At 54.9% G+C, this 25,656-nt stretch carries 22 protein-coding genes; 9 read left to right on the forward strand and 13 right to left on the reverse strand.

What is annotated here, in order from left to right; all coding sequences use genetic code 11:
• The first annotated feature begins 15 nt into the window (after positions 1-15).
• From HX778_RS16335 to HX778_RS16365, 7 genes are read left to right on the forward strand one after another with little or no spacing between them, the layout of a single operon-like run.
• Positions 16-3,084 carry a virulence factor SrfB gene (locus HX778_RS16335; protein ID WP_176982552.1) on the forward strand — a complete coding sequence of 1,023 codons (3,069 nt, stop codon included), beginning with the start codon at positions 16-18 and terminating at the stop codon, positions 3,082-3,084.
• Positions 3,084-5,795, forward strand: a complete 2,712-nt coding sequence (locus HX778_RS16340; RefSeq protein WP_176982553.1) for a putative virulence factor — start codon at positions 3,084-3,086, stop codon at positions 5,793-5,795. Before HX778_RS16335 ends, HX778_RS16340 begins: the two co-directional genes overlap by 1 nt.
• Positions 5,789-6,772 (forward strand): hypothetical protein, encoded by a 984-nt coding sequence (locus HX778_RS16345; protein WP_176982554.1) that lies wholly within the window; start codon positions 5,789-5,791, stop codon positions 6,770-6,772. The genes HX778_RS16340 and HX778_RS16345 overlap by 7 nt, the downstream gene beginning before the upstream one ends.
• Positions 6,769-8,727, forward strand: a complete 1,959-nt coding sequence (locus HX778_RS16350) for a vWA domain-containing protein (RefSeq protein ID WP_176982555.1) — start codon at positions 6,769-6,771, stop codon at positions 8,725-8,727. The genes HX778_RS16345 and HX778_RS16350 overlap by 4 nt, the downstream gene beginning before the upstream one ends.
• Positions 8,727-9,458 (forward strand): ABC transporter ATP-binding protein, encoded by a 732-nt coding sequence (locus HX778_RS16355; RefSeq protein WP_176982556.1) that lies wholly within the window; start codon positions 8,727-8,729, stop codon positions 9,456-9,458. Before HX778_RS16350 ends, HX778_RS16355 begins: the two co-directional genes overlap by 1 nt.
• Positions 9,448-10,662: an ABC transporter permease gene (locus HX778_RS16360; RefSeq protein WP_255483415.1), complete on the forward strand. Its 1,215-nt coding sequence runs from the start codon at positions 9,448-9,450 to the stop codon at positions 10,660-10,662. Before HX778_RS16355 ends, HX778_RS16360 begins: the two co-directional genes overlap by 11 nt.
• A 45-nt stretch (positions 10,663-10,707) precedes the next feature.
• Complete coding sequence (locus HX778_RS16365; RefSeq protein WP_370527399.1) at positions 10,708-12,279, forward strand: SUMF1/EgtB/PvdO family nonheme iron enzyme; 1,572 nt, start codon at positions 10,708-10,710, stop codon at positions 12,277-12,279.
• Positions 12,280-12,326: 47 nt separating this feature from the next.
• Here the strand turns inward: HX778_RS16365 and HX778_RS16370 are convergent, their stop codons facing one another.
• The 4 genes from HX778_RS16370 to HX778_RS16385 all read right to left on the reverse strand — a co-directional run bounded on the left by HX778_RS16370 (position 12,327) and on the right by HX778_RS16385 (position 16,103).
• Positions 12,327-12,728 (reverse strand): DUF6515 family protein, encoded by a 402-nt coding sequence (locus HX778_RS16370; RefSeq protein ID WP_176982557.1) that lies wholly within the window; start codon positions 12,726-12,728, stop codon positions 12,327-12,329.
• Positions 12,729-12,933: 205 nt separating this feature from the next.
• Positions 12,934-13,569 (reverse strand): carbonic anhydrase, encoded by a 636-nt coding sequence (locus tag HX778_RS16375; RefSeq protein WP_038482255.1) that lies wholly within the window; start codon positions 13,567-13,569, stop codon positions 12,934-12,936.
• A gap of 157 nt (positions 13,570-13,726) precedes the next feature.
• On the reverse strand, positions 13,727-14,605 hold the full coding sequence (locus HX778_RS16380) for a cycle-inhibiting factor (protein WP_176982558.1): 879 nt from the start codon (positions 14,603-14,605) through the stop codon (positions 13,727-13,729).
• Positions 14,606-14,735: 130 nt separating this feature from the next.
• The gene (locus HX778_RS16385) at positions 14,736-16,103 is read right to left on the reverse strand and encodes a formimidoylglutamate deiminase (protein WP_038482249.1); all 1,368 of its coding nucleotides are present in this window, start codon (positions 16,101-16,103) and stop codon (positions 14,736-14,738) included.
• Positions 16,104-16,210: 107 nt separating this feature from the next.
• On the opposite strand from HX778_RS16385, the gene hutC reads away from it, so the two are divergent.
• Positions 16,211-16,972, forward strand: a complete 762-nt coding sequence (gene hutC, locus HX778_RS16390) for a histidine utilization repressor (protein ID WP_176982559.1) — start codon at positions 16,211-16,213, stop codon at positions 16,970-16,972.
• A complete protein-coding gene (locus HX778_RS16395) occupies positions 16,969-17,523 on the forward strand; it encodes a HutD family protein (RefSeq protein ID WP_038482243.1) in 555 nt (184 codons plus the stop codon). The genes hutC and HX778_RS16395 overlap by 4 nt, the downstream gene beginning before the upstream one ends.
• A 42-nt stretch (positions 17,524-17,565) precedes the next feature.
• On the opposite strand, the gene HX778_RS16400 is transcribed toward HX778_RS16395, so the two are convergent.
• From HX778_RS16400 to HX778_RS25025, 9 genes are all read right to left on the reverse strand, one after another.
• The gene (locus tag HX778_RS16400) at positions 17,566-18,327 is read right to left on the reverse strand and encodes an enoyl-CoA hydratase-related protein (protein WP_176982560.1); all 762 of its coding nucleotides are present in this window, start codon (positions 18,325-18,327) and stop codon (positions 17,566-17,568) included.
• Positions 18,320-19,213, reverse strand: a complete 894-nt coding sequence (locus HX778_RS16405) for a 3-hydroxyacyl-CoA dehydrogenase family protein (protein ID WP_176982561.1) — start codon at positions 19,211-19,213, stop codon at positions 18,320-18,322. The genes HX778_RS16400 and HX778_RS16405 overlap by 8 nt, the downstream gene beginning before the upstream one ends.
• Positions 19,214-19,229: 16 nt before the next feature.
• Positions 19,230-20,426 carry a CaiB/BaiF CoA-transferase family protein gene (locus tag HX778_RS16410; RefSeq protein ID WP_176982562.1) on the reverse strand — a complete coding sequence of 399 codons (1,197 nt, stop codon included), beginning with the start codon at positions 20,424-20,426 and terminating at the stop codon, positions 19,230-19,232.
• On the reverse strand, positions 20,419-21,978 hold the full coding sequence (hutH, locus tag HX778_RS16415) for a histidine ammonia-lyase (protein ID WP_038482230.1): 1,560 nt from the start codon (positions 21,976-21,978) through the stop codon (positions 20,419-20,421). The genes HX778_RS16410 and hutH overlap by 8 nt, the downstream gene beginning before the upstream one ends.
• Positions 21,979-21,987: 9 nt before the next feature.
• On the reverse strand, positions 21,988-22,872 hold the full coding sequence (locus tag HX778_RS16420) for an ABC transporter substrate-binding protein (RefSeq protein ID WP_176982563.1): 885 nt from the start codon (positions 22,870-22,872) through the stop codon (positions 21,988-21,990).
• A gap of 33 nt (positions 22,873-22,905) precedes the next feature.
• Positions 22,906-23,586, reverse strand: coding sequence for an ABC transporter permease (locus HX778_RS16425; protein WP_038482225.1), 681 nt, complete (start codon positions 23,584-23,586; stop codon positions 22,906-22,908).
• Between the two features lie 3 nt (positions 23,587-23,589).
• Positions 23,590-24,234: an ABC transporter permease gene (locus tag HX778_RS16430; RefSeq protein ID WP_154186794.1), complete on the reverse strand. Its 645-nt coding sequence runs from the start codon at positions 24,232-24,234 to the stop codon at positions 23,590-23,592.
• Positions 24,231-25,328 (reverse strand): ABC transporter ATP-binding protein, encoded by a 1,098-nt coding sequence (locus HX778_RS16435; RefSeq protein ID WP_038482219.1) that lies wholly within the window; start codon positions 25,326-25,328, stop codon positions 24,231-24,233. Before HX778_RS16435 ends, HX778_RS16430 begins: the two co-directional genes overlap by 4 nt.
• Before the next feature lie 2 nt (positions 25,329-25,330).
• Positions 25,331-25,656: hypothetical protein (locus HX778_RS25025; RefSeq protein WP_218167168.1), on the reverse strand; the 326-nt coding region annotated here is incomplete at its 5' end.

The raw sequence follows: 25,656 nt of genomic DNA on the forward strand, positions 1-25,656 counted from the left end.
GGAACGAATTAATCTATGTTACCTGAGATTGTTTCTTATGATCGTCAAGTCACGCTGGTTGGCGATTCCGGCATCCAGTTTATGGACTTTGGTTTGGCCCCGGGCCGCCAACCCGCCGGCGAGTTTGTAAAACTTGCTAACGGCGTACTAACCCGCCTGCTTTACAACGAACAGCGTGATTACTATTTTTATCAGCCCGCACCGGGAAACATCGAGAAGGCCAAAAGCCAGTACGACATCCCCGTGGAACAAAGTCTAAAACTCCTGGATAGCGTCTGGCTTCCGCTGCCACTGTTTCGCTTTAGTCCGCCTGATATGTATCAGGAAGGACCGATTAACTGGGCTCGTTTCCGTTTCGTGAAGCTGCCAAAACCCGATATCGATGGGCATAGCCACCGCATGACATTGGCTATCGATACCCGCATTATGGCTAAACAACAAGCCGCAGCGGACCTCAGCCCAAACCAGGAAGATGTAAATGCTGGTGCCACTTTCGCTGTAGCAACGTCAACCTACGCCCTAAACTGGTACTTAACGCAGGACTGGGTTAGAGACTGGCTGATTGAAGTGTTTAAGGAAGCCAGCAAAGGCCGCGATTTTGACGAACGAGAGCAAGAACTGGCGCAGCAATACCCTGTTGCCCACTACCTGAATTTGCTGTCTTTGGTGGCCACCCCAGTCGAAGGCCTTCAGCCGCAAACGGCGCCAACCACTGAATTGCCACAATTCCGGATGATTGCTAACCGCGAAGTCAATGCCATTAAACCTATCCCTGTCGACTTGATCCTCGACGTCGGCAACTCTCGCACATGCGGTATTTTGATAGAAGATCACGGGCAGTCCGGCTCAGGATTAATGCACAACTATGTGCTGAAGCTAAGAGACCTCAGCGCCCCGGAACATGTCTATATCGACCCCTTCGAGAGCCGGGTTGAGTTTTCTCAGGCATTTTTCGGCAAAGATCATTGCTCCGTTCGAAGTGGCCGTCATGATGCGTTTCAATGGCCAACCATCGCACGTATCGGCGGTGAAGCGACTCGTTTGGCTGCCCGTCGTCGTGGCAGCGAAGGCTCAACCGGCTTGTCCAGCCCTAAGCGTTATCTGTGGGATGAGAAGTTTTATGGCCAGGGCTGGCGCTTCAATGGCAGCTACGTGCAAGACACGAATCCGTTAGCTACAGCCGCCCCCTTTGCTAACTTAATAGACGAGAAAGGCGAGGCGCTGCATACCATCGAAGACGAAATGGATCGTATTCCGGTATTTACCCCTCGCTATTCTCGCAGTGCTCTGATGACATTTATGCTCGCAGAAGTACTGACTCAGGCTATCAGCCAAATAAACAGCGTGGAGCAGCGTATTCGTCAAGGACACGCCGGCATTCCTCGCCAGCTGCGCCATCTTATTTTGACCGTACCACCCGGCCTGCCAATGGCAGAAAAGTGTATTCTCGAGCAAAGGATGCGCCATGCCGTCGGGTTAGTCTGGAAATCTCTGCGCTGGCATCATGGCGAGAACGACCCTTATAAAGATGAGCTGGAGTCGGCGACCCAGGCCAATATCAAAATTCCACTGCCTAAAATTCGGGTAGAGTGGGATGAAGCGTCCTGCGCCCAGCTGGTGTATCTGTATACCGAAATAAACCAGAACTTCGCCGGCCATCCTGAAGCATTTTTCAACGCGCTGGGCAGGCCTGGCCGCAAAGATCGAGAAACCATTACTATTGCATCGATAGATATTGGCGGTGGAACGACAGACCTCGTTATCTCCGATTATCGACTGGACCGAAACGGACTGTCCGGCGGCGGAACCAATGCGCACATTATTCCGCAACAACGCTTTCGCGACAGCTTTAAAATTGCCGGCGATGATATTTTACTGGACGTGATCCAAGCCTACGTTCTGCCCGTTTTCGCGCAGGCCCTGCGCGACTCTGGGGTCGTTTCTGTCGAATCACTGATGTCACAGCTCTGTGGTTCTCAGAATATCAGTGCCGCCGAAGCCGTCCTGCGCCAACAGCTCAGCCTGCAACTTTTTGTTCCCCTTGCGTTATCTATTTTAAGCCATTATGAAAAATACGATCCGCTCGATGAACAAACCCACCTGACGATTAACCAACGTGTAAGCGAGCTCCTGCCCGCCGAAAGTCTTCGTGATGAAGTAGAAACCTTCGTCAAGCGGGAGGTACAAAAAGCAGGTGGTTCAGGTTCTTTCAGCCTGACTGATATTGCTTTCAACTTGTCGCTGACTCAGGTACATACCGATTTGTGCTCCGGTAAGTTCAATATCGATAAAGTGCTGACGGCCTTGTGTGAAGTGCTGTCCTGCTATGAGTGTGATTTGCTGCTACTCACCGGCCGCCCCTCTCAGCTGCCCGGCATTCAGGCAATTATACGCCGCAATATTCCACTTCCGCCGGGACGCATTTTAGCCTTGCATGGCTATCAAACGGGTACGTGGTATCCATTCCACAAAAATGGGTATATCGACGATCCTAAAAGTACTGCATCCGTAGGTGCCATGTTGTCTCAGCTCTGCGCTAACCACAGTATTCCCAACTTCCACTTCCGCATCACCGCGCTCAAGCCTTATTCGACCATCCGCCATATCGGCATCATCGATATGGATAACCTGATCCGCGATGCCGACATCGTTTATCGCCATATCAAATCGGAAAACGGCCAAATTATGCTGCCGCTGACAGAAACCGAAGCCGGAGAAAAAACGAAGCAGAGCATCATTATGCGTGGTGATTTACGCCTGGGTTATCGCCAGTTGGACGCCGAGCGCTGGTCTGCCTCACCACTCTACACGCTGCGCTTTAGCGAAGACGGCCGTAAAAAGTTCTCCTTAGCAAACGCAACCGACGGCGGTGCGCCTTATCTCAAGGTCAGGCTGGAGATTGGTAAAGATAAGCGAGCAAGTCAACTGGGGCTAATAAGCGATCGTTTGGCCATCGCCGACGTAAGCAGCAACACCGATAAATCATTCAGCAAACGAGACGTAGAACTCGAACTCAATACCATGCCTGATACAGGGCTGATTGACAGCAGACACTGGCTCGACAGCGGGAGCGTGAAGAAATAATGAACAGCGAACAACAATCTCTTACTCAGGGCTGGACCTCCATTGCCCAAGGCTGCCGCGACGCGTTGGATTGGGTTGAAACCGTCCGCACAGGCTCTCGCCTGCTGGATACCGAGGCTGACCAGCTCAATTTAACACTGCTGCGCACCCGTAACCTGGCAACCAGCCTCACCCAAGTTGCTGCCACGCCGATGACCGTGGGCTTTTTTGGTATCTCTCAGGCAGGAAAGTCTTACTTGATCTCAGCGTTAGCCGCCGGCAGTAATGGCGACCTGGAGGCTATTTATGGCGAACGCCGCGTCGACTTCATCAAAGAGGTCAATCCCGTAGGCAACGGAAAGGAAGCCACCGGGCTGGTCACGCGCTTCACCAAACACTCCCCGGCCGCACCGGAGGGTTTTCCTGTCCCCTTACGCCTGTTCAGCGAAATTGATCTGGCAAAAATTCTGGCGAATTCCTGGTTCAATGACTTCAACCACGAGCAATTAAACTATCAGCTCGACGAAGAGCGCATTGAAAAACACTTACAGCCGTTTTTACAGCGCCATGTTCAGGATACTTCGGTTAACGGCGTCAGCCCAGAGGACGTGGTTGCGCTTTGGGATTACCTCAATGCGTCGTTCAGGAAGTCAGTGGAAAAACTTGAGCACGCCTATTGGCCCTTAGCGCTAAAAATTGCCCCTGCGCTCAATTCGAACGAACGGGCGGAGCTGTTCTCCTTGTTATGGGGTGAAGAGCCCGAGCTGACGGAAACCTATCGTTCACTGGCCAACGTGTTGGCGAAGCTCAACCATACCAGGATGGTATTTGCCCCTCTGTCGGTTCTTGTCGACCACACTGGCGGCAGCATCATGAATGTCGATAGCCTTAATCGCCTGGGCTCGCCCAAGGACAACCAGGTTGAAATCCGCTACTGGAAAGATAACCAACACAGCGCCAGTGCGAGCCTGACACAGGCAGAGCTCGCCGCATTAACCACCGAGCTAATTTTCCCGCTTTCAGAAGTACTTCCCGGTAGCATCATGGAGCATGTCGACTTACTCGATTTCCCCGGCTACCGCGGGCGAATGAAAATCACCCGTGTAGCTGAAGCGGCTCAAAATGGGAACCCGGTCTCGCAGCTTTTACTTCGCGGTAAAGTTGCCTATCTTTTCGAACGCTACACCGATAATCAGGAAATGAACGCCCTGGTGGTTTGCGCAAGTTCGGCCAAACAAAGCGATGTTGCAGATGTCGGCCCGGTGTTAACCCGGTGGGTAGAGAAAACCCAGGGAAAAAACGCCGAAGAACGAGGAAACAGCAAACCGGGATTATTTTGGGCGATTACGATGTGTGATAAGCGTGTCACCGACAGCCTGAATAATACGGAAAACCAGCTGAGAGATGGCTGGGAAGGTATGCTGCATATTACGCTGCTTGAACGTTTTTCACATTATGACTGGCTAAAACAGTGGGGCCCTTCCCAACCTTTCAATAACTGTTTCCTGGTACGAAAACCCGGCCTTGATAGTCCGTTCCTGAAGCTTGAAAACCTGCCGGGTAAAGAGAAGCTCCAGGAGATAGCATTCGCAGAACGCTATGATGACGTACTCCATAAAATGGCTCTCACTTTTGCCAGCGGGAACAACGTCAAGCTCCACGTTGCTGAGCCAGCGGCGGCCTGGCAGGCAATGCTGGCATTGAACGATGGTGGTATTTCTCGTCTCACTGATGCGCTCAGAGGCGTTGCCCATCTGGATTTCAAACTTCAGCGTCTGCGCGAACAGCTTCAGCAGTGTCGTACTGAGACAGGCGATCGCCGTCTTGGGCGGTGGTTTGAAAAAGAAGGTGATAGTCAAAAAGCCAAAAAACAAGCCATTGCTCAGGAGCTGTGGAAAGGGTTATCTACCCGGGCCCACGCTATGGGGGAGTTACTGAACTACCTTGAACTCCCTACAAACGAACTCAATAACATCTATCTCAGTATTCGCGATAAGCAAACACAGCCACAGAATACCGATGCGGCCCACCCTGAGCCGACCTTCGTTTCCAACCCGTTCGGCGACAGTCCATTTGGGGCAAATCCGTTTGGGGATTCTCCCTTCTCTGGGGCATCTACCGCCGAAGAGCCTGCGGTTGCCACCCCAGCGCCTCAGGCAGAAAGGGTGGGCCAGGACGATGAGTTCGCCCATCAGGCCTTCAAGACATGGGTGTCTCATCTGAGAGAATTATCGCAACAGCCTGCAATCCGGACCCAGTTAGGCATGAGCGGCGAACTTATCAATCTGCTCACCGATGAATTGATCGCAGCGGCGACTCGCATGGATCTAGAGGGTACATTGAAATCGGCACTTGCGGGTCAGGAACAGGCCAGCACGCGCCGTGAACAATTAATGCCACGCCAGGTGCTACGAGCGCAGCTGGCCATGCGCGATTTCATTGCCTGGTTTGGTTATATCGCCCTCCCGCAGGACAAGGTGCCTAACAGCTATATCGGTGAAAAAAAGAAAGTTTTCGCTCAGCAAGTCCGGCTGAGTAATGACGAGCTTCCCCAGTTGCCTGCGATTGCTCCACAGCCTGGCATTGCCTATATCGGCGACTGGCTATCGGCGCTGATGACCGTCGTCCAGGACAATGCAGGCCATAGCGCAACTCGCGACATCTCACTTGAGCATAATCAACAACTTGGTCACATCATTGCTAAATTGAAACAAGAGAACACGACATGTTAGCTAAAATCATCGCCTGTCACCCGGCAGAACCCGGCACAGCACAAATAATGATTCGCCTGCGCGGCGATGGGGAAATGCAGTCTGGCCTGACTTTTACGCTATGCAATAATGAGCAAAACTATCTTCAGCCTGAGGGTATCTGGAGCCCAATTCCTCACTGGTTTACCGTTGACGGTGGCTACGCGCTAGGTAATGGCACAGGTTTTCGCATAGGCCCTTCTCTGCTTGATCCCCTTCTGGCAAGCCCAAGCCAAGTGCTAATTCAGGTGAAGCTGGCTTCCGATGAAACGCGCAGTACAACTTTGCAGCTGGTTCGGGACGAGTTGTTCTCATCCGATGCTCGGGGTTATACCGATAATTACGGCAGCAGTAGCTTACTGGCTGCGCCTGAACCGACATCAGCCCCCACAAGTATTGCTGCTTCCGAGCCTGAACTCGCGCCAATTCAGCCTAAACAGGAGCCTATACGGAAACCTGAAACGAGATCGTCCCGTTTGCCAGTGATAGCCGGTATTTCAGCAGTTACGCTGCTGGCCTGCGGCGCACTTTGGTGGTTCTTTAGCCGCGATGCGGTTCTAGTGGCTCCGGCAGTGGTGGATAAACAGGCCGAAGCGCCGGTCGCTAACACCGCCGTCGAATGTTCGCCAGGTAACCTTGATAGTCAGAGCGAACTCGACTTTGTGCAAAGCTGCGTGCAGCAAAAGCTGGAGACCGGCAAATTGCTGGACATTATTCAGGCAGCAAAAGAGGCAAAAAAATGTGGCGTGGCACAGCGCTTGTACGCTAACCGTGCCCAGGGCGGCGATAACCAGGTCGCACTAGCCTACGCGGGCGAATACGATCCTAAATACCATAAGCCAAGCGAATGCTTCAAAGCACCAGATCCGGATACCGCAGCCTACTGGTATGAAACCGTCTTGCAAACAGAGCCTGACAACCAGAAAGCCAGGCAGCGCCTTGAGGAGCTAGGGAAATGATTCAGAAACCCCTGTGCTTTGCCCTGTCGATTCTCGGTTTGGCCTTCAGCAGCCATGTCCTGGCGGCTGACGGCCAAAAGCCGCTTTTACAGGAAGGAAAGAAAACCTTATATCAGCGCGTACTAACCACACCTGGCTGTAAGCTTGGCAAAACTGCTGGCGATGCCAGGGGCGTGCTACAGCCTGCTTTTAGTAGCCTCTATGTGTATGAAAAAGCAAAGGTCGGCGAAGAGAGCTGGATCAAAGTTGGGCCAGACAGTTACGGCAAAACTCTCGGCTGGCTGCCACAGTCCTGTACCGTTGACTGGAAAATGCAGCTCACCCTCGCGTTCACCAATCCAGCCAACCGTGACCGCCTGCTGTTTTTCAAAGAGCGAAAAACGCTGGATGATATTTTCTCAGCCCCAGACCCGGTTTCGCTGGTTGCTCCTCTGCGTGCCAGGTTAAAGCGTGATGGGCAAGCAGCCGGCGTGCTTGCTCAGGAACCTGAATATTTTGTTGACCTGAAAAAACAGTTCTACCTGCTACCTATCTTGAGCGGTGAAGAGGTGATGACTGAAGGCGGCTTTTATACTCGTTTGCTCAATGTTGCCTCCGTCAGTAAGGCCGCCCCTTCCCCTAAGCAAGAGGATGACGTTAATCAGCTTAAAGGATTCAAAGCCTCGGTCGTGTTTGTCATCGACTCGACGATTTCTATGGGCCCTTATATCGAGCGGACCAAAGAGGCCGTCAACAAAATCTACGGCAAGATCAAGCAAGAGCATCTGCAAGAACAGGTTAAATTTGGCCTCGTTTCGTTCCGCTCAAATAACAAAGCGGTTCCGGGGCTTGAATATAGAACACGTATTTATGCCGACCCAAATCAGGTAAAAGATGGCGACGATTTTCTGAAAAAGGTCGCGGACCTAAAAGAAGCGAAGGTATCAAGCTCCTTGTACGATGAAGATGCCTATGCTGGGGTACTCTCCGCGATAGACGACATCGACTGGAGCGCCTTCGGGGCTCGTTATATGGTGCTTATCACTGACGCGGGCGCCATTGACGGCAACAACAAACTGTCCGGTACCGGTCTGGATGCGCAGCAGCTCAGGTTGGAGGCCGGCAATCGCGGCATTGCTATCTATACCCTGCATCTGAAAACGTCCAGCGGCAAAAAAGATCACGCCAGGGCGGAAGGCCAGTATCGGGATCTCTCCATGTTCGACAGCACCCAGTCCAATCTTTACCAGGGCGTGGATGCCGGGGATATCAAAATGTTTGGCCAGCAGGTTGATACCCTGGCATCGGCCATTACTGAACAGGTAAAGGCCGCCTATATGGGCGATCCGGCTATCGGCAGTGCGCTCTATTCTAAAGATGAGGCAAAGCAGCCGACAGCCGAGCAGAAGTTACTTCAGGATACGGCATTGATTGGACATGCCATGCAGCTGGCCTATCTGGGGAAAAAGAATGACACCAGTGCTCCTCTGGTCTTTAAGGCATGGATCAGCGACCGCGATCTTATTAAGCAAAATATTCCGACCACCGACGTTCGTGTTTTGCTGACTAAGGGTCAATTAAGCGATCTGAGTGACGCCGTGAATCAAATTCTGCAGGCCGCCAATGAAGGCATGATCTCGCCTACCAAAATGTTTGAACGCCTGAGGACCATCGCCGCCACAATGGGGGCCGATCCCAATCAGCTTAAGCAGCAGGATAATGCCCGAATCAACGATCTTGGCATGCTGGGGGAATACCTTGCCGATCTCCCCTATCGCAGCGATGTGCTGAATCTTGATGAAGAAACATGGAAAAGCTGGGATGGCTTATCACAGGAAAAATTCATCCGCACCCTCTCGTCCAAACTGCGTCACTATCAAAAATACAATGCGGATGTTGACCGCTGGGTTGAGCTTGCAAAAGGCAGCGACCCACGTGATCGAGTTTACCCCGTTCCACTGGAAATGATGCCCTGATGCTGCACATTAATAATTTGTGCATCATTCGTGGAAATGGCGATACAGCACATCAGGTTACCCTGCCGCAGCTCAAGCTGCGGCAGGGACAGATTATGGCGATTACCGGCGAAAGTGGGTGTGGCAAAAGTACGCTGCTTGAAGCCATTGGCCTACTCTTGCGGCCCAGTGACATCAGCGATTTTTCGCTACAAAGTGCTCAACAACGCCTCGATGTCGCGGCACTTATCAAACAAGACAGGCAAAACGAATTGGCAAAAATTCGCGCACGTTTGCTGGGCTTTGTTCTGCAAAATGGCGGTCTGCTTCCTTATTTGACGGTACAGGAAAACATTTTGCTTCCCTGCCAGCTATTGGGCATTGTGCCGGACAAGCCGATGCTCAACAGAATCGTTGAAAGCCTTAAGCTCGGCCCGCTACTGAAGAAATACCCTGCGCAGCTGTCGTTTGGCGAAAGGCAAAGAACCGCCTTCGCCAGAGCAGTATCACATCGCCCAGAGTTAGTGCTAGCCGATGAGCCTACGGCCGCACTCGATCCACACAATGCACGGCAGCTGTTTAGCCTGTTTATCGATCTCGTCCGGCAGGAAGGAATGATGGCGCTGGTCGTTTGCCACGACTGGCCGCTGATAGAGCAATTCAATTTGCCTTGCCTGAGAGCACGATCCGGCGGCAATTCCGCTAGCATTCCTGAACGTCGCGAGCAGGGAGGAACCGCCTTTGTTCTCTAATCGTATTGGCCTACTTGGTCGCCTTGCGCTGCAGGATCTGTGGCATGACCGCGTGATCTCTTTTTGTATCATTTCCTCCTTGACTGCCGTTATTGCGCCTTTACTCCTGATGTTTGGTTTGCGCTTTGGCATCGTCAGCCAGCTGCAGGATGATCTGGCTAAAGATCCCCGCAATCTCGAAATCCGCATGCTCAACAGCGGCAGCTACGACCAAGCCTGGATTGACCAATTGCGCCAGCGTCCCGACGTTGGGTTTGTTATGGGCCAACCCCGCTCCCTCAACACCGTCGCTGATTTACAAACTGACGCCCGTCGCTTTATTGAAAATGCGGAAATCATACCTACTGGCAAAGGCGATCCTCTGCTGGGGACGTTAGAAATACAAGGCCAAAATACGGTGGTGTTAACGCAAGAGGCTGCACGTAAATTAGGCGTTAAGGCGGGCGAAACGGTCACCTTACGAGTAAGCCGCCAGATTGAAGAGCGCCGGGAATGGGGGCGTATAACGTTAAACGTTGGCGGAATATTACCTGCAACTTACTTCAACCGGGCCGCAATCTTTACGCAGCCTGAATTACTGATGATGCTTGAGCATTTTAGAGATGGTTATGCTACGCCTGAATTAGGCGTGAATCGCGGCACTCAACTTGATAATCGCCCTCCTCGCTATGCACGCGCCAGGCTGTACGCCAAAGATATTGATCGGGTTGCAAGCCTGGAACGCGAGCTCAGAGCACAACGCATCGAAACGGTAAGTCGCCTGGCCGACATTGAAAATGTTAAAAGCATTAATCACGTATTGGGCGTAATTTTTAACACCATCGCCGCGACGGCGCTTATTGGCTGTATCACCTCGCTTATCGGCTCATTTATCGCCAACGTCGACCGCAAACGCAAACACATAGCCGTGCTGCGTCTCCTTGGATTTACCGGGCCCGCCGTCGGCCTGTACGTTCTCTTCCAGGGTGCCCTGCTCAGTCTTTTAGCCTATGTTGGCGGCTACAGTATCTACCTTATCGCAAGCCAGGTCTTCAACCGGTCGTTGGCTGGCAGCCAGATGACCGATCAAATGCTGTGCAAAATCACTCCTTTCCACAGCCTTATCGCGCTGGCGTTGACCGTTATTGTTGCGCTTTTAGTCGCCGCTATTGGCGCCAGGAGAGCCATTAATATTGAACCCGCTCAAAGTCTACGCGAAGTCTGATGTAGCCCTCTGTTTAAACCTCTTTAATACAACCGGAGATTGTTCGTGACCTTTACTTCCCAAGCCATGCCCTATTGGCTAGCGATTGGTTTTTTGATTAACCTGCCACCAGCCTTTGCGGAACCCTGGGCCAGCAATACCTGGAACCCAAAACCCGACAACGAAGACATCATATTGCCAATGCCGTGTGAAGGCTCAATGGCATTTCGCCGGGTAGAAATTCCCCTGCAGGCTCCGTTGGATGATTTGCCGGTTACGTTGGGCCAGGATGGTGGCGACTGGGGCGTCGTTGAACACAGCTACCCCGCGTTTATTGCCGGCAGTTTTACCGATGCAAAAAAAGGCAAAGGTCGCTATTACCTTGTCGCCAAATATGCGCTTACCTCTTTGCAATATCAGTCGCTTATGGATGACAATTGCCCAACGCCATCACGTAAGTTGAGCACACCCGCTACGGGTATGAGCTGGTTTGATGCCGTCAATGCCGGGAATAAATACAACCAATGGTTACGTACTCACGCTGCTGACAAGCTACCCCAGGAAGACGGCAGTGCCGGATTTGTAAGATTGCCGACCGAAGTGGAATGGGAATTTGCGGCGCGAGGAGGCCTTAAAGTTAACAGCGCTGAGTTTAGGGATGTGCATTATCCGATGGATGATGTGAAAAACTACGAATGGTTTTCCGGGGCACAATCTTCTAACGGCAAAGTACAGCTCATTGGTTTGCTCAGTCCGAATCCTCTTGGCCTGTATGACATGCTTGGTAATGTTTCAGAAATGATGTTCACCCCTTTTTATCTTAACAAGCTGAACCGCCTGCACGGTCAGGCTGGCGGCTTTGTGGTTCGAGGGGGAAATTTCCAGTCTGACGCATCAGAAATCCGCAGTGCCGCGCGTAAAGAGGTGAATTATTACGACAATGCCACGCCATTCACCAGCAAAACGATCGGCCTGCGTCTGGTACTTGTCGCGCCAACCATCACCTCAACAGACAAAGTGAAGCTGTTAGAAAAAAATTGGGAAAAACTGGGAGCAGAAAGTCAGACTCCCGAGACAAAAAAAGAGGCAGGCAAGGACACAGCAAAAGCGTTAAATAGTCTTGCCTCCGGCGTTGAAGATGCCGCGTTGAAGCAAAAACTTAAGGATCTGGAAAATCAGCTACGAGCCAGCAACCAGAAACAGCAAGAAGAGCGCGCCCAATCCATTCGTGCCAGCCTTAACCTCGGATCTTTTCTCTGCACAAAGCTTCAGGACGATGGCCGATTCCTTGATTTCTTAAACCACAACTACGAACTGTTATGCAAAGATAAAGACGCCAGCGATGCCAATTGCGCAATTCGTAAAACAAAACTTGGTGAGCAGAAAGACCGACTTCAGCAGCTTACCGGCTATTACGCAAGCAGCCTTGTTGAGTCTTCCACACTTTACGGACAGAACGCACTAAAACAGGAAGTCAGCGTCTTTGACCAGATGCTCACGCTCAATAAACGGCTATCAGGGTTGAAACCTTTCCTTTCAGTTCACTGGCAAAACCAACAGAAATACCTGGAAAACGGCAAAATTGATGCCGCCAGCTGGCTCGACAGCTGCAAAAAAATTGGCGGGAACACACCGTAAAAACGATAAGAAACCCACGCTGACGGTGGGTTTCTTATGCTGTGGATTCACAGCCCGGCGGGGCGCGGCACCTCGAAATAGTTACCGTTAATATCCTTCTGGTAATAGCTGCCGTTACGCACGTAATAACGCTTGCCGTTGTAATCCAGAACGCTGATGCCGCCCCCTGGGCTTGACGGCGTTTCAACCCGAATGTACTCCGCACCCTGACGCTGGTAATAAATACCGTTGACCACGTAATAGGTCAGCCCGCCGACGATAATGGCCGTTGCCAGCCCCGGCAGCACGGTCAGACGCGGCCCCGGATAGAAGTAATGCGGCCCGGCGTAATAACGAGGACCAGACCAGAACCCCGGCCCATGACCGAACCAGGGGCCAGGGCGTGCCTGCGCCAGCGACGGGACAATCATCAGCGCAGACATTGCCAAAATAGACAGAGACTTTTTCATCTTAAACACTCCTGACCTGCGGCTGAACGCGAGCTTTGGCCCGCTTTATGTCGATTATAATCCCGCGCCCAGAGGCATTACCGTAGGGGAATGGTAAATCCCTGAAATCTCCACAATCCCGCGTCTGGCGCCTTTATTTATCCATAGATGTAAAAAATCCACGCAAAGCGTGGATTTATTTGTCTGCAAGAATGCTGGCGTTATTTTATTCGAAACAAACGTCAGGATTATCCGCCAGAGAAACAAAGGTCTTGCTGTTTTTATCCAGCGTGCGAATTTCGCCGCTTTCGATATCGTAAACCCAGCCGTGCAGACGCAGGCCGTTATTACGCAGGCCAACGGCCACGGAAGGATGCGTTTTAATGTTGTTCAGCTGCGCGATGACGTTTTCTTCTACCATGGCGTTGACCTTGTCGGTCTCGTTATCCCAGGTTTTCTTTTCGACTACCGCTTTTGCCGCATCGGAATAGTGCAGCCAGTGGGCCACGGCAGGCATCGGGTCCAGACACTGGCAGGAGGCAATGGCTTTCATCGCGCCGCAGTTAGAGTGCCCGCAAATCACAATATCCGTCACGCCAAGCGCCACAACCGCGTATTCGATAGTCGCTGAGACCCCGCCCGGTTCCGGGCCGAAGGAAGGCACGATGTTACCGGCGTTACGAATAACGAAGAGCTGTCCCGGCTCCTGCTGGGTCACCAGCTCCGGCACCAGGCGGCTGTCGGAACAGGAAATAAAAAGCGCTTTAGGATTTTGGCTGGACGCCAGGCTGCGAAAGAGCTCTTTGCGCTGCGGAAAAATCTCTTTCTGGAAGTTAAGGAAACCTTCGATGATATGTTGCATAGCACATTCTCTTGTTCTGTAGTGACCACGATATGATAGAGATCACATTGAGTTAGTCCAGTCCCAACGCGCCAAAAGGGCATTTTTCTTACCTTGTTAGCCAGCCAAAAAGCCCACGCATTTCATGGGCTTTCTCGGCGCTACACCAGGCAAATTCTCAGCCGCATCGAGCTTTAATCGCCGAAACATTTCTTTCCAGGTTCGCCGGGTCGTATTCCGATAGCTGGAAATTAAAGCCATGGTTCTTGCGTAAATCAAGACGCTCCGGGCGCAGCATCTTCGGGTTACCGTCGACGTCAAACAGCTTAGCGATATGCCCCGGGTCGACTCTGCCCTGCGACATGTTCATAAAGTGCGTGTTGATATCATTCATCGACAGCGGATGTGACGCTTTCTTGCTCATCCAGTCGTCAAGCCGAAGCGGACGGGTTGCGCCGTCGCCTAAATCAGACTGATAGATAAACGCATCGCGCCGTGGTTTAGCGCTGGCGGGAAGGTCTATCACGTACGCATGCCCAAGACCCGCATCATTCACCCGCAAAATGAAATTCTTATGGGCAGGTAAATTCGCCAGTTGATGCTGAAGCTGCGACAAAGACATGGTATGCCCGTGTTCAAAAGCGTAGCTGAAGTGGTCCGTATCCAGGAACAGCTTCATCACGTTATTCGCGGTGACGCCGCAAACTGGCTCATTGATGCGCTTGCTGCTGCCCAGCATCGCCTCCACCTCATGCTTCGGCATTCCCCAGTCTCGTGCCGTATTCGTGATGTTATCGTCTATCGCCTTCAGCAGCGCCGAAGGGCTTTTATGGTGAATAGGCGTGGAATTATCATCGCTGTTAAGCAGCACGTTTGCTCTCAGGTTTTTGGCGCTTAGCTTCGCGAAGTCCTGCACCATGCGGGTTGACGGGTTATTGACGCTGCGGGACGAAGAAGCCGTGGCCGACGTTCTGGCAGTCCGACTTTGCTGGCTATTTTGCGCCTGCAGGCGCGGATCTGGCTGTGCAGGACGGAAGGTATTAAGCAGGTTTCTCATCTGAGGGTATTCCACTCGTTGGCTATTTGAGGCTGAGTGGTAATGACGAGATTCAGGTTCCCGAAGGAGTAAAAAAACCCACGCCTGGGCGTGGGCTGGAGAGTTTTTTCAGCCGATCATGAAAAAACGGTTAAGACGTTAGCTGCTTTAGCACCTGAGCAAAACCGGCCTTAACCTCTTCATCTCTGGCATGTCGTCCGTCGCGTATGACCCATTTCCCGCCGGTCATCACTTCTTTTATTGGGTTAGAAGAGCAGGCAAAAATCCAGCGGTTCAACAGTTCATTGTCTTTCGCCGTCGCCAGGAACGGATCGTTGCCGTCCAGCACCAGCCAGTCAGCTCTTGCCCCCACGGCCAGCTCGCCAATGTTTTGCCCCAGCGCCATTCGCCCGCCGTGCAGCGCCCCCTGATAAAGCACGTTGCCGACATAAGGCTCGGCCTCGAGGTGAAGCAAGTTGCGGCGGCGGTTATTGAGGCGCTGGCCATATTCAAACCAGCGCAAATCCTCGCTCACGCTAACGCTGATATGGCTGTCGGAACCGATCCCCCAGTTACCGCCCTGCTGCAGGAATGCTTGCCCTGGGAAAATGCCGTCACCCAGGTTTGCCTCGGTGGTCAGGCATAGCCCGGCTACGGCGCCAGACTCAGCAATAAGGCGGGTTTCACTTTCGGTGATGTGGGTGGCATGAATCAGGCACCAGCGCTCATCAACCGGCATATTTTGATACAGCCATTCCACAGGGCGCAGGCCGGACCAGGCCAAACAATCCTCAACCTCTTTGCGCTGCTCGGAGATATGAATATGCACCGGCTGAGGCTGCGCCTGGCTTTCCAGCACGATACGCATTTGTTCCGGCGTAACCGCACGCAGCGAATGGAAGCACAGCCCTGCGCGCTGCATCGGTTCCGGGGCAAGCGCCGTGGCAATGCTGTCGTACAGTTTCAGGTAGCTGTCGGTATCGTTTATGAAGCGACGCTGCCCTGCCGAAGCGGGCTGCCCGCCGAAGCCAGAGTGCGAGTAGAGCACCGGGAGCAGCGTCAGGCCAATGCCGATATTTTTTGCCGCGTGGGCAATGCGCAGCGCCAGCTCGGCAGGCTGCGCGTAAGCCTTACCGTCAACGTCGTGGTGCAGGTAGTGGAATTCGGCCACCGAGGTGTAGCCGGCCTTCAGCATTTCGATATACAGATAGCTGGCGATAGTCTCCAGCTGTTCGGGGGTGATTTTGCCCACCAGGCGGTACATCAGGTCACGCCACGTCCAGAAGCTGTCCGCCGGGTCGCCAACCACTTCCGTCAGCCCGGCCATCGCCCGCTGAAAAGCGTGTGAATGCAGGTTCGGCATGCCCGGCACCACAACCCCCTCAAGCCGGATATCGTCGGCCCCCGGCACGCTGTTGCATTCCAGGGAACTAATCACCCCCTGCGGCGAAACGCCCAGTTTGACATTCTCCGCCCAGCCCTGCGGCAGAAGCGCTTTTGCCGCGAAATATACCGCCATATCAGCACCCCGGTTTGATGTTAATCAATTGTATATACATGCATGTATATATACATCCAAATAGGGGTAGAGTAAACTTTAAAGGATACCCGGGCGAGGAATGATGAATGGCACAAAACGACGTTTTTAAAGCAGCGGCAGAGACCGAAAATCTGGACCAGCCGGCCCCTTTTTATGAAAGAGTCAAAATCATTATTAAGACCAACATTCATAGCGGGCTGTGGCCGGTAAACTACCGCGTGCCATCGGAAAGCGAGCTGGTGAATCAGTTCGGCTATAGCCGCATGACCATCAACCGCGCCCTGCGCGAGCTGACCGCCGAAGGCCTGCTGGTTCGCATGCAGGGTATCGGGACATTCGTGGCCGAAGTTCGTGGCCAATCCGCGCTGCTGGAAATCAACAATATTGCCGACGAAATCGCCAGCCGCGGGCACCGTCATCACGCTCGCGTGCTGGAGCTAACCCAGGTCTATGCCGACGCGCAGCAGGCGATGGCGTTCAATTTACCTAAAGGCAGCCGCCTGTTCCATTCGCTGATTTGCCACTACGAAAACGGCGTGCCGGTGATGCTGGAAGACCGCCTGGTGAACTCGCTGATCGTCCCGGACTACTTCCAGCAGGATTTCACCCGCATCACGCCCAACGCCTATCTTTCGTCCATCGCGCCTATCGTTGAAGGCGAGCACATTATTGAGGCGGTGAACGTGCCTCGCGAAGAGTGCGCGTATCTGGAAATCGACGAGCACACGCCCTGCCTGCAGGTTAATCGCCGTACCTGGACCGGGCGGCAGAACAAAAAAATCGTCACCAGCGTGCGCCTGGTTTACCCCGGCTCGCGCTACCGCCTCGAAGGAAGCATGCATAAATGATCCAGCTTCTGCCCTACGAGCAATGCCCGGAAATGCCATGGAAAAACGGCCAGGGCGTAACGCGGGAGATTTACCGCTGCCCGGCAACGAATGACTACGACTGGCGTATTTCGGTGGCGACCATTCGCCATGACGGCCCCTTCTCTCGCTTCCCCGGCTACCTGCGCAACATCAGCGTGCTGGAAGGTGAAGGCATGTATCTCACCGTCGATGGCGAAAAGAGCCCGCTCATCCCACCGTTCCAGGCCACCGATTTCAACGGTGAAAGCGACGTCTCCTGCATTATTCAGGGCGGCCCGCTGCTGGACTTTAACGTCATCTATAAGGCAGACGCTACTAAAGCCGCTGTCAGCTGGCTGCGAGAAGGCACCTGGACGCACCAGCAGGGCACGCAGCTGCTGTTTAATGCGGGCGAATCGCTGGAGATTGACGTCAGCGGAGAACGACACGTTTTGCAGCCCTACGACAGCCTGTTGATTAGCGCCCCGGCGACAATCCGCGTGGTTTCCGCTGCTCCTTCCCTTTTTGCGCGCGTCACCCTTAGCGCATAAAAAAACCGGCAGACTGGCTGCCGGTTTCATCTATATCTCACCTCATCGCCCCTTAAACTCAGGCGACTGCTTATTTTTAAACGCCGCCAGCCCGGCCGCCCTGTCCTCACTGTCGGCTATCAAAGCAGAGAGCGATCTTTCATAGGCCACGCCTGCGCTGAGCGGCATTTCATAGCTCGCCGCCACGGCTTTTTTAATCATCATCGCCGCCAGCGGCGCGGCTTTAGCCACCTGATTTGCCAATATTAACGCCTGCTCCTCAAGTGAATCCGTCACGCGGCTGACAAGCCCGGCACGCAGGGCTTCCTGCGCGTCAATTCTTCTGCCGCTCAATAGCATGTCCATCGCCAGCGATTTGCCGACGGCGCGCACCAGCCGCTGCGTGCCTCCCGCACCGGGGATAATGCCGATGTGGCTTTCCGGCAGGCCAAAAACGGCGCTTTGGTCGGCGATAATCATGTCGCACAGCAGCGCCAGCTCAAGCCCGCCGCCGAGGGCGTAGCCGGAGACGGCGGCAATCAGCGGCGTTTCGATTTCCGCGACCCTGTCCCACTTCTCGCTAAACCCACTGCGCCACAGCGTGGTTGCCGAAGCGGAAGCCAGCGTGCCGGTATCCGCTCCGGCAGAGAAGGCTTTGGGTGAACCAAACAGAACTATCGCCCTGACGTCCGCTCGCCCGTCCAGCTCCTTTAGCGTGCTGACCAGCTCATCCAGCATTTCAGCGGTTAGCGCGTTATATTTTTGTGGCCGGTTGAGGGTGACCACGGCAACCGCGCCGTCCACGCGGGAGAGAATATCACTCATGCTTATCGCTCCCGGTCAGGTGCCTGACCGTTTCATCACGCTTGCGCATTGCGGCTGAGGCTGCCTCAGCGGTCCAGGCATAAAAGCCCTCGCCGCTTTTTACGCCGAGTTTGTTGTCGGCCACCTTCTCTTTCAGCCAGGCAGGTAATTGGCTGCTGTTATCCAGCGCGGGCAGCAAGATCCCGGCGACTTTTTCCACCGTATCCAGCCCGGCAAAATCCATCAGCTTCATCGGCCCCATCGCCGCCCAGCGCGGAGCAAGGGTTCTCTGCACCGCACGGTCGACATCCTCCACTGAACCAATCCCGGCATCCACCAGATAAAGCGCCTCGCGCAGCATCGCATACTGCAGCCGGTTGATAATAAAGCCCGGAATATCCTGATTAACGGTGATCGTCTCTTTGCCCAGCTGCTGGCAAATATCCCGCACCCGCTGGCAGACCTCGTCCGCCGTGTTTTCACCGCGCACAATCTCGATCATCGGCATGGTATCCGCCGGATTAAACCAGTGCATGCCGATCAGCCTCTGCGGCTGGCTCAGGGCCGACGCCAGCAGCGTGATGGACACGCTTGAGGTGTTGGTGGTTATCACGCAGTCAGCGCTAACCTGCTGTTCGATGTCATTCAGCACGCGCTGTTTCAGCGCCACGTCCTCGGCCACGTTTTCAGAAACCAGGTCAGCGTCGGCCAGGCAAGCCTCCAGCGACGTCGTGAATGCCACGTTTTCGCTGGCAGCGAGCGAGTCCACAATAGTTCGAGCTTTATCAAGCGTTGATTCAGAACGCGACCACAGGCTAACGCGGTAACCCGCCCGCGCCATAACGACGGCGATTCGCGCGCCCATCGTTCCGGCCCCGACCACCGCCACTTTCTTTATTTGCACCATTTACGTTCTCCGCCGGTTAAATTACGCCCTGCGCCTTTAACTGATTAAGCGTTGCCTCGTCGATCGCCAGTAATTCTTGCAGCACGCTTGCCGTATGTTCGCCCAGCGCAGGCGGCACCAGCGCGGGCTCTGCCGTCATGGCGCTCATTTTCACCGGCTGCGGAACAATAGATATGTTGCCTGCCGTCGGGTGTTTCACCTGCTTAACAAGCTCGCGCTCTCGCGCATAATCACTGGTAAGGATTTGATCGAGGCGCAGAACGGCGGAGGCCGGAACGCCTGCGCTGTCTAGAATGGCCTGCGCATCATTGACGGTTTTATCAGCCAGCCAGCGCTCTATTTCTACACGAAGCGGCTGCTGGTTAGCCAGGCGCAGCGGGTCCGTGAGATACAGCGGATCGCTCGCCAGCTCGGGCTTTTCCATCGCCGAGCAAAGCTGGCGGAACAGCTTGTCGTTGGCGACCGCAATCACGATGTGGCCATCCTGAGCAGGATAGCTGTCCATCGGGGCACTGATAGGATGCGCGTTCCCGAGCCGCCCGGCGGGAGGCTGGCCGCCAATCCACTGGGTAAGGGAAACCATTTGCATCGTCACCATGGTATCCAGCATCGAGACATCAAGATGCTGCCCCTGGCCGCCGATCCCGCGCTGCAGCAGCGCGGCAAGCACCGCCCAACTGCCGTACAGCCCGGCGACCACGTCACCAATGGCATCGCCAACTCGGGTTGGCTCCCCTTCCGCCCAGCCGGTGACCTGCATAATGCCGCCATAGGCCTGCACGATGTGGTCGTAAGCGGCTTTGTGCGCCATCGCCCCTTGCTGCCCAAACCCGGAAATGCTGGCATAAACCAGCCGCGGATTAATCTCCTGCAGCGTCGGGTAGTCGATGCCGAGGCGTTTGGTTACGCCCGGCCGGAAGTTTTCCACCAGCACGTCGGCCTGCGCCACCAGCTGCTTGAGGATGGCTAACCCCTCCGGGGCTTTTAAATCCAGGGTGACGCTTTTTTTGCCGTGGTTAAGCTGCATGAAGTAGCTGCTTTCCCCGGCAATGTGGGGGGTGAAGCTGCGGGAGTCATCCCCGCTGCCCGGCATCTCAATCTTGATGACTTCGGCCCCCAGATCGTTCAGTAAGGAAGCGCACCACGGGCCAGCCAGCACGCGGGATAGATCAAGCACTCTGATGCCTTTTAGCGGCTGCAAAGCTTCACTCATGTTCTGACTCCTCAATCAGGGAGAGCAGCCTTTGGCTCAGCTCGCCTTCGGCAATCAAATCCCGCACGGCATGCATGTCCGGGTACAGCGCGGTGTCCGTCTCGCGGAACGGCACAAGCTCGCGCACCATGCCCAGCGTCAACTCCGCGCCGACGGAGGCACGCAGCGGACGATGGAACTCCAGCGCCTGGCTGGCACACAGCAGCTCGATGGCAACGATATCCACCGCATTGCTCACCGCCTGCAGCGCCTTGCGAGCCGAAGAAACGCCCATGCTGATATGGTCTTCCTGCCCGGCGCAGGTGGTGACGGTATGCACGCTGGACGGCGCGGCCAGGCTGCGGTTATCCCCCGCCAGTGCGGCGGCAACGTAAGGCGGGATCATCATCCCGGAGTTAGCGCCGCTTCTGCCGACCAGGAACGCCGGCAGGCCACTCAGGTGCACGTTGGTAATACGGTCGGATCGAGCCTGAGACGCCGTGCTGACCTGGGCAATGGCTATCGCCAGAGAATCCAATGCCAGCGCCAGCGGGGCACCGTGGCCGTTGCCGCCGGGAAGAATAACCAGCGCGTCGTCTTCGATAAGGAAGACCGGGTTGTCGGTGACCGAGTTCAGCTCGATGGTGACAATCTGGCGGCAATGGGCGAGCTGGTCGCGCACCGCGCCGTGGATTTGCGGAATACAGCGCAGGCTCAGAGCATCCTGTACGCGGTGGTCGCGGTAGCGGGCAAAGATCTCGCTGCCGCTCAGCAAGCGGCGCAAAATCGCGGCGGTTTTTTGCTGCCCGTCGTGCGGACGCAGGGCGTGCAGCCTTGCGTCGTAGCCACGGGTGTTGCCCTTAAGCGCTTCAAGGCACATGCCCCCCGCCATATCCGCCACCGGCAACAGGCGCTCAAAATCATGCACGGCCAGACACGCCAGCCCGGTGATTTCATAGGTGCCGCTTATCAGGGCATGACCTTCACGCGGGCCAGGGATTCGAGGGGCAATGCCCGCCTTTGCCAGGGCTTCGGCGGACGGCAAAAGCTCGCCCTGATACCAACACTTCCCTTCCCCAAAGAGAGACAGGCCGATATGCGCCGTCGCAATTAAATAGCCAACCGAGCCGCCCGCAGGCGACCAGGGCGTGACCTGGCGGTTAAGCATTTCGGCCATGCGTTTCGCCAGCCCGGCGCTAACGCCGCTGTAGCCCTGCAGCAGCGACTTCAGCATCACTGCCATCATCGCGCGCACTTCACGCCCCGACAAATCTGGCCCCATTCCACAGGCGTGGCTGCGCAGCATGTTCAGCTGCACGCTGGCAATTTGATCGGCAGACAGGCGCTCCGTCACCAAATCACCCACCCCGGTGGTCAGCCCGTAAATTACCTGTCCTTCATCTATTGCCCGGCGAATATAGCCGCTCACGCTGTCCATGTTCGCCAGCGCTTCTTCGGCCAGCGCGACCGGAGCCCCGTCGGCAATGCGCACTAACTCTTCGATAGTGGTCTGCGCTCTGCCCAGGGTCACGGCCTGATGCAGGTGAGCGGAGGAGCCAGTTTGTCTTGTCATTGTGCGCCCTTACTTGCTCAGGCCATGTTTAACCAGCCACTGATGAGCCACGTCATCAATGCTGGCGAATTCGGCAAGCTGCCCGTTCATGGCAATCAAATCTGCGGTGGTTAGCTGCGCAGACACTTCGTTCAGCGTGTTCTCAATCGTCGGGTTCAGCGTGGCGGTGGCGACAATCGGAACGATGTTTTGTGCCGCAAACAGGTTTTTCGGATCGGCAAGCGCCACCAGATGATCTTTCTGAATTTCCGGCGTGGTGGACGTTAAGTCAGCCGCCTGGATTTGATTATTTTTCAGCGCGGTCAGCGTCAGCGGGCCTGCGACATCCAGCACTTTGAAGCTCTTGAAGTTCAGGCCATAGACTTCTTTCAGCCCCGGCACGCCTTCATGGCGAGTTTTCCATTCTGCCGGGCCACCCAGGATAAGTTCTGCCGCATGAGGCTTCAGGTCATCAATCGTTTTGAGCTGGTATTTATCCGCCGTTTTTTTGGTCACGGCGATAACGTCGCTGTTTTGCGCCACGGCGGTGTGCAGCATTTTCACTTTTGCAGGCAGCTTCGTCGCCAGCGCGGCCGCCACTTCATCAGAGCTGTGCGCTTTATTATTGGCGTCCAGGTAGCTCAGCAGCGCGCCGCTGTATTCAGGGATAACGTTAATGGAGCCGTCGAGCAGAGCCGGAATGTAGACTTCGCGGCTGCCGATATTCAGCTTCTTCTCCACCGGGATGTTTTGCGCTTCCAGGGCTCCGGCATAAATCGTCGCCAGCAGCTGGTTTTCCGGGAAATCAGCCGAGCCAATAATCACCTTCTGGCCCGAGTCCGCCGCCCACGCGGAGGAAACAACGGACAGCATCGCGGCACTCAACAGCGTCAAACAACGTTTCTTCATATTCATCGCGTTCACCTTGTGTAATTAACGGGCTCAACATCACTGGGTTTTGATACGTCGGGAAATACCGTGGGAAACCACGTACTTCACCGAAAGGGAAAAGAACACATCCACAAGCAGCGCCAGCACGGCAACCAGCACCGCGCCGGCGGTCATCTGCGCAAAATCGTTGGCCGCACGGCCATCGATAATTAATCGGCCAAGGCCGCCCAGCGAGACATAGGCCGCGATGGTGGCGGTAGAGATAATCTGCAGCGTGGCGCTGCGAATGCCGGAGAGAATGAGCGGCGTGGCGCACGGAAGCTCAACCTGCGTCAGCACCTGGAACGGCGTCAGGCCAATGCCTTTGGCGGCATCATGCACGCTCGGGTCAACGGAGCGGATGCCCGCATGCACGCCGAGCGCTATCGGCGGCAGCGCCAGCACCACCAGCACGATGATGCACGGCAGAATAAAGGCCATATCCGACTCGAAATAGCCCGCCATCAGGATAACCAGCAGGATAATCAGGCCAAACGAAGGCAGCGAGCGCAGCGCGTTGGTGGTGCCAATCAGCAGCGCTTCGCCCTTACCGGTATGGCCGGTGTAGCAGCCCACCGGAAAAGCAATGGCAATCGCTATCGCCAGCGCCACGGCGCTGTAGCCAATGTGCTGTGCCAGCAGCGGGAGAATACCGTCATCGCCATACCAGTGGCTGAGCGTAAAGAACCAGTCAGACATACATTATCCCCTTATTGGCTGCCAGCGGCTTAAAGAGCGGGTGACGGCGACGACCACGCAGTCAAGGACGAAAGCCAGCACGATACACAGCACGATGCCGGCAATAATCGGCGTCAGAAACTGCAGTTGAAACCCCTGGGTAAACAGCGACCCCAGCTGCGGGGCACCTATCAGCGCGGCGACGGAAACAATACTGACGTTGGAAACCACGGCCACGCGCATCCCGGAACCAATGACCGGCACCGCCAGCGGCAGGTCAACCTGGAAAAACTGATGTATCGGCTTATAGCCGAGGGCAAAAGCGGACTGCCGGGTGTCAGTGGGCACCGAGTCCAGCCCGTCACACACCGTTCTGACCAGCAGCGCAAAGCTATAAATGGTCAGCGCCACCACCACGTTAATCGGGTCAAGGATTTGCGTATTGAGCAACGGCGGCAGCAGCACAAACAGCGCCAGGGACGGGATGGTGTACAGCAGCCCGAACAGGTTAAGGATGACGCCCTTTACGCGCGGCATGCTGCACACCAGCCAGCCAGCGGGAATAGCCAACAGCAGGCCAATCAGGATTGGCGTGACCGAGAGGTAGAGGTGCCACAGCAGTAAATGAAAGATTTTGTCGCTTTGCGCCCACAGCCAGTCAAATTTCATACCGCCTCCCGCGCCATGGATTTACACGCGTCCAGCACGTGATCCAACCCCAGCGTGCCCAGCACTTCGGCTCGGTCGTCAATCACCACGGCGCGGTGGCACGGTGAGCTGAGCGCGGAGTCCAGCATCTGGCGCAGCGTGCCGCTTTGCGGGTAGAAGGTGGCGCCCAGATTAATGTGCTCAGGGACAACGGCTTCGACCTGCTGATGGGTGTCAAACCAGCCGCAGGCTTTACCTTCGCGGGTCACCAGCAGCCAGCGCTGCACCGCAATGTTGCGCGCCATTTCAATCGGCGTGCCGACCTCGGCAGTCGGCTCCGTCTGCATCGACGCCAGCGGCCCTGAATTGTAGAAACTCAGCTTGCGGTAACCCCGGTCACGGCCAATAAAATCGGCCACGAAATCACTTTGTGGCGCGTTAAGCAGCTCCCCCGGCGAGGCCATCTGCCCCAGCTTCCCGCCGGGCTTCAGCACCGCCACCAGGTCGCCCAGCTTCATCGCCTCATCGATATCGTGAGTCACCATAATGATGGTTTTGCTGACTTCTTTCTGAATGCGCAGGAACTCTTCCTGCAGCTGATCGCGCACCACCGGGTCCACGGCGCTGAAGGGTTCATCCATCAGCATAAACTCCGGGTCAGCGGCCAGCGCACGGGCAACCCCCACGCGCTGCTGCTGCCCGCCAGAAAGCTGCCACGGATAGCGCTTTGCCAGCTGCGGAGCCAGGCCAACGACCTCAAGCAGCTCGCCTGCTCTTGCGCGGGCTTTGGCCTTGGCCATGCCGTTGAGGATCGCCGTGGTGGCGATGTTGTCGATAATGTTTTTGTGAGGGAACAGGCCCGCATTCTGAATAACGTAGCCGATGCGCCGACGCAGCTGCACCACGTCCATTTCTGCGGTGGACTCACCATTAAGCAGGATTTCGCCGGAGGACGGCTCAATCAGCCGATTAATCATCCGCAGTGACGTCGTTTTCCCACAGCCTGAAGGGCCTACCAGCACGGTGATTTTGCCGCCGGGTGCGGTCAGGTTCAGCCCATCCACCACGACCGTTCCGTCGTCGTAAAACTTGGTCACATTGTTGAAAGTAATCATCGCTACGCCTCATGGTCATCTGGCTGCCGAAGAAATGAACGGCTGCGTAAAAAAGCTATGTATAGCATTGTATGTACAATCTGCAAAGCCTGTGCCATAACAAAAACGCAACATTGAAATAAAGACAATTTATTGTTTAAAAACAAATATATGTTCATTTTATTAAATTTTAAATGTGATCTAACCGTGATTTTTATCAGGATTAAACGGTGCCTTCCGAGCGGTTTACCAGCTATCTGAACTGCTCTTTTTGCCCTAAAAAGGATCAATCGCTTTGTAAAGAGCGCCAAAATAGTGCATCCAGGCGAGTTTTTAGCGGGATATATGA

The sequence above is a fragment of the Cedecea sp. P7760 genome (assembly GCF_013386425.1).
GTDB lineage: Bacteria > Pseudomonadota > Gammaproteobacteria > Enterobacterales > Enterobacteriaceae > Cedecea > Cedecea selenatireducens.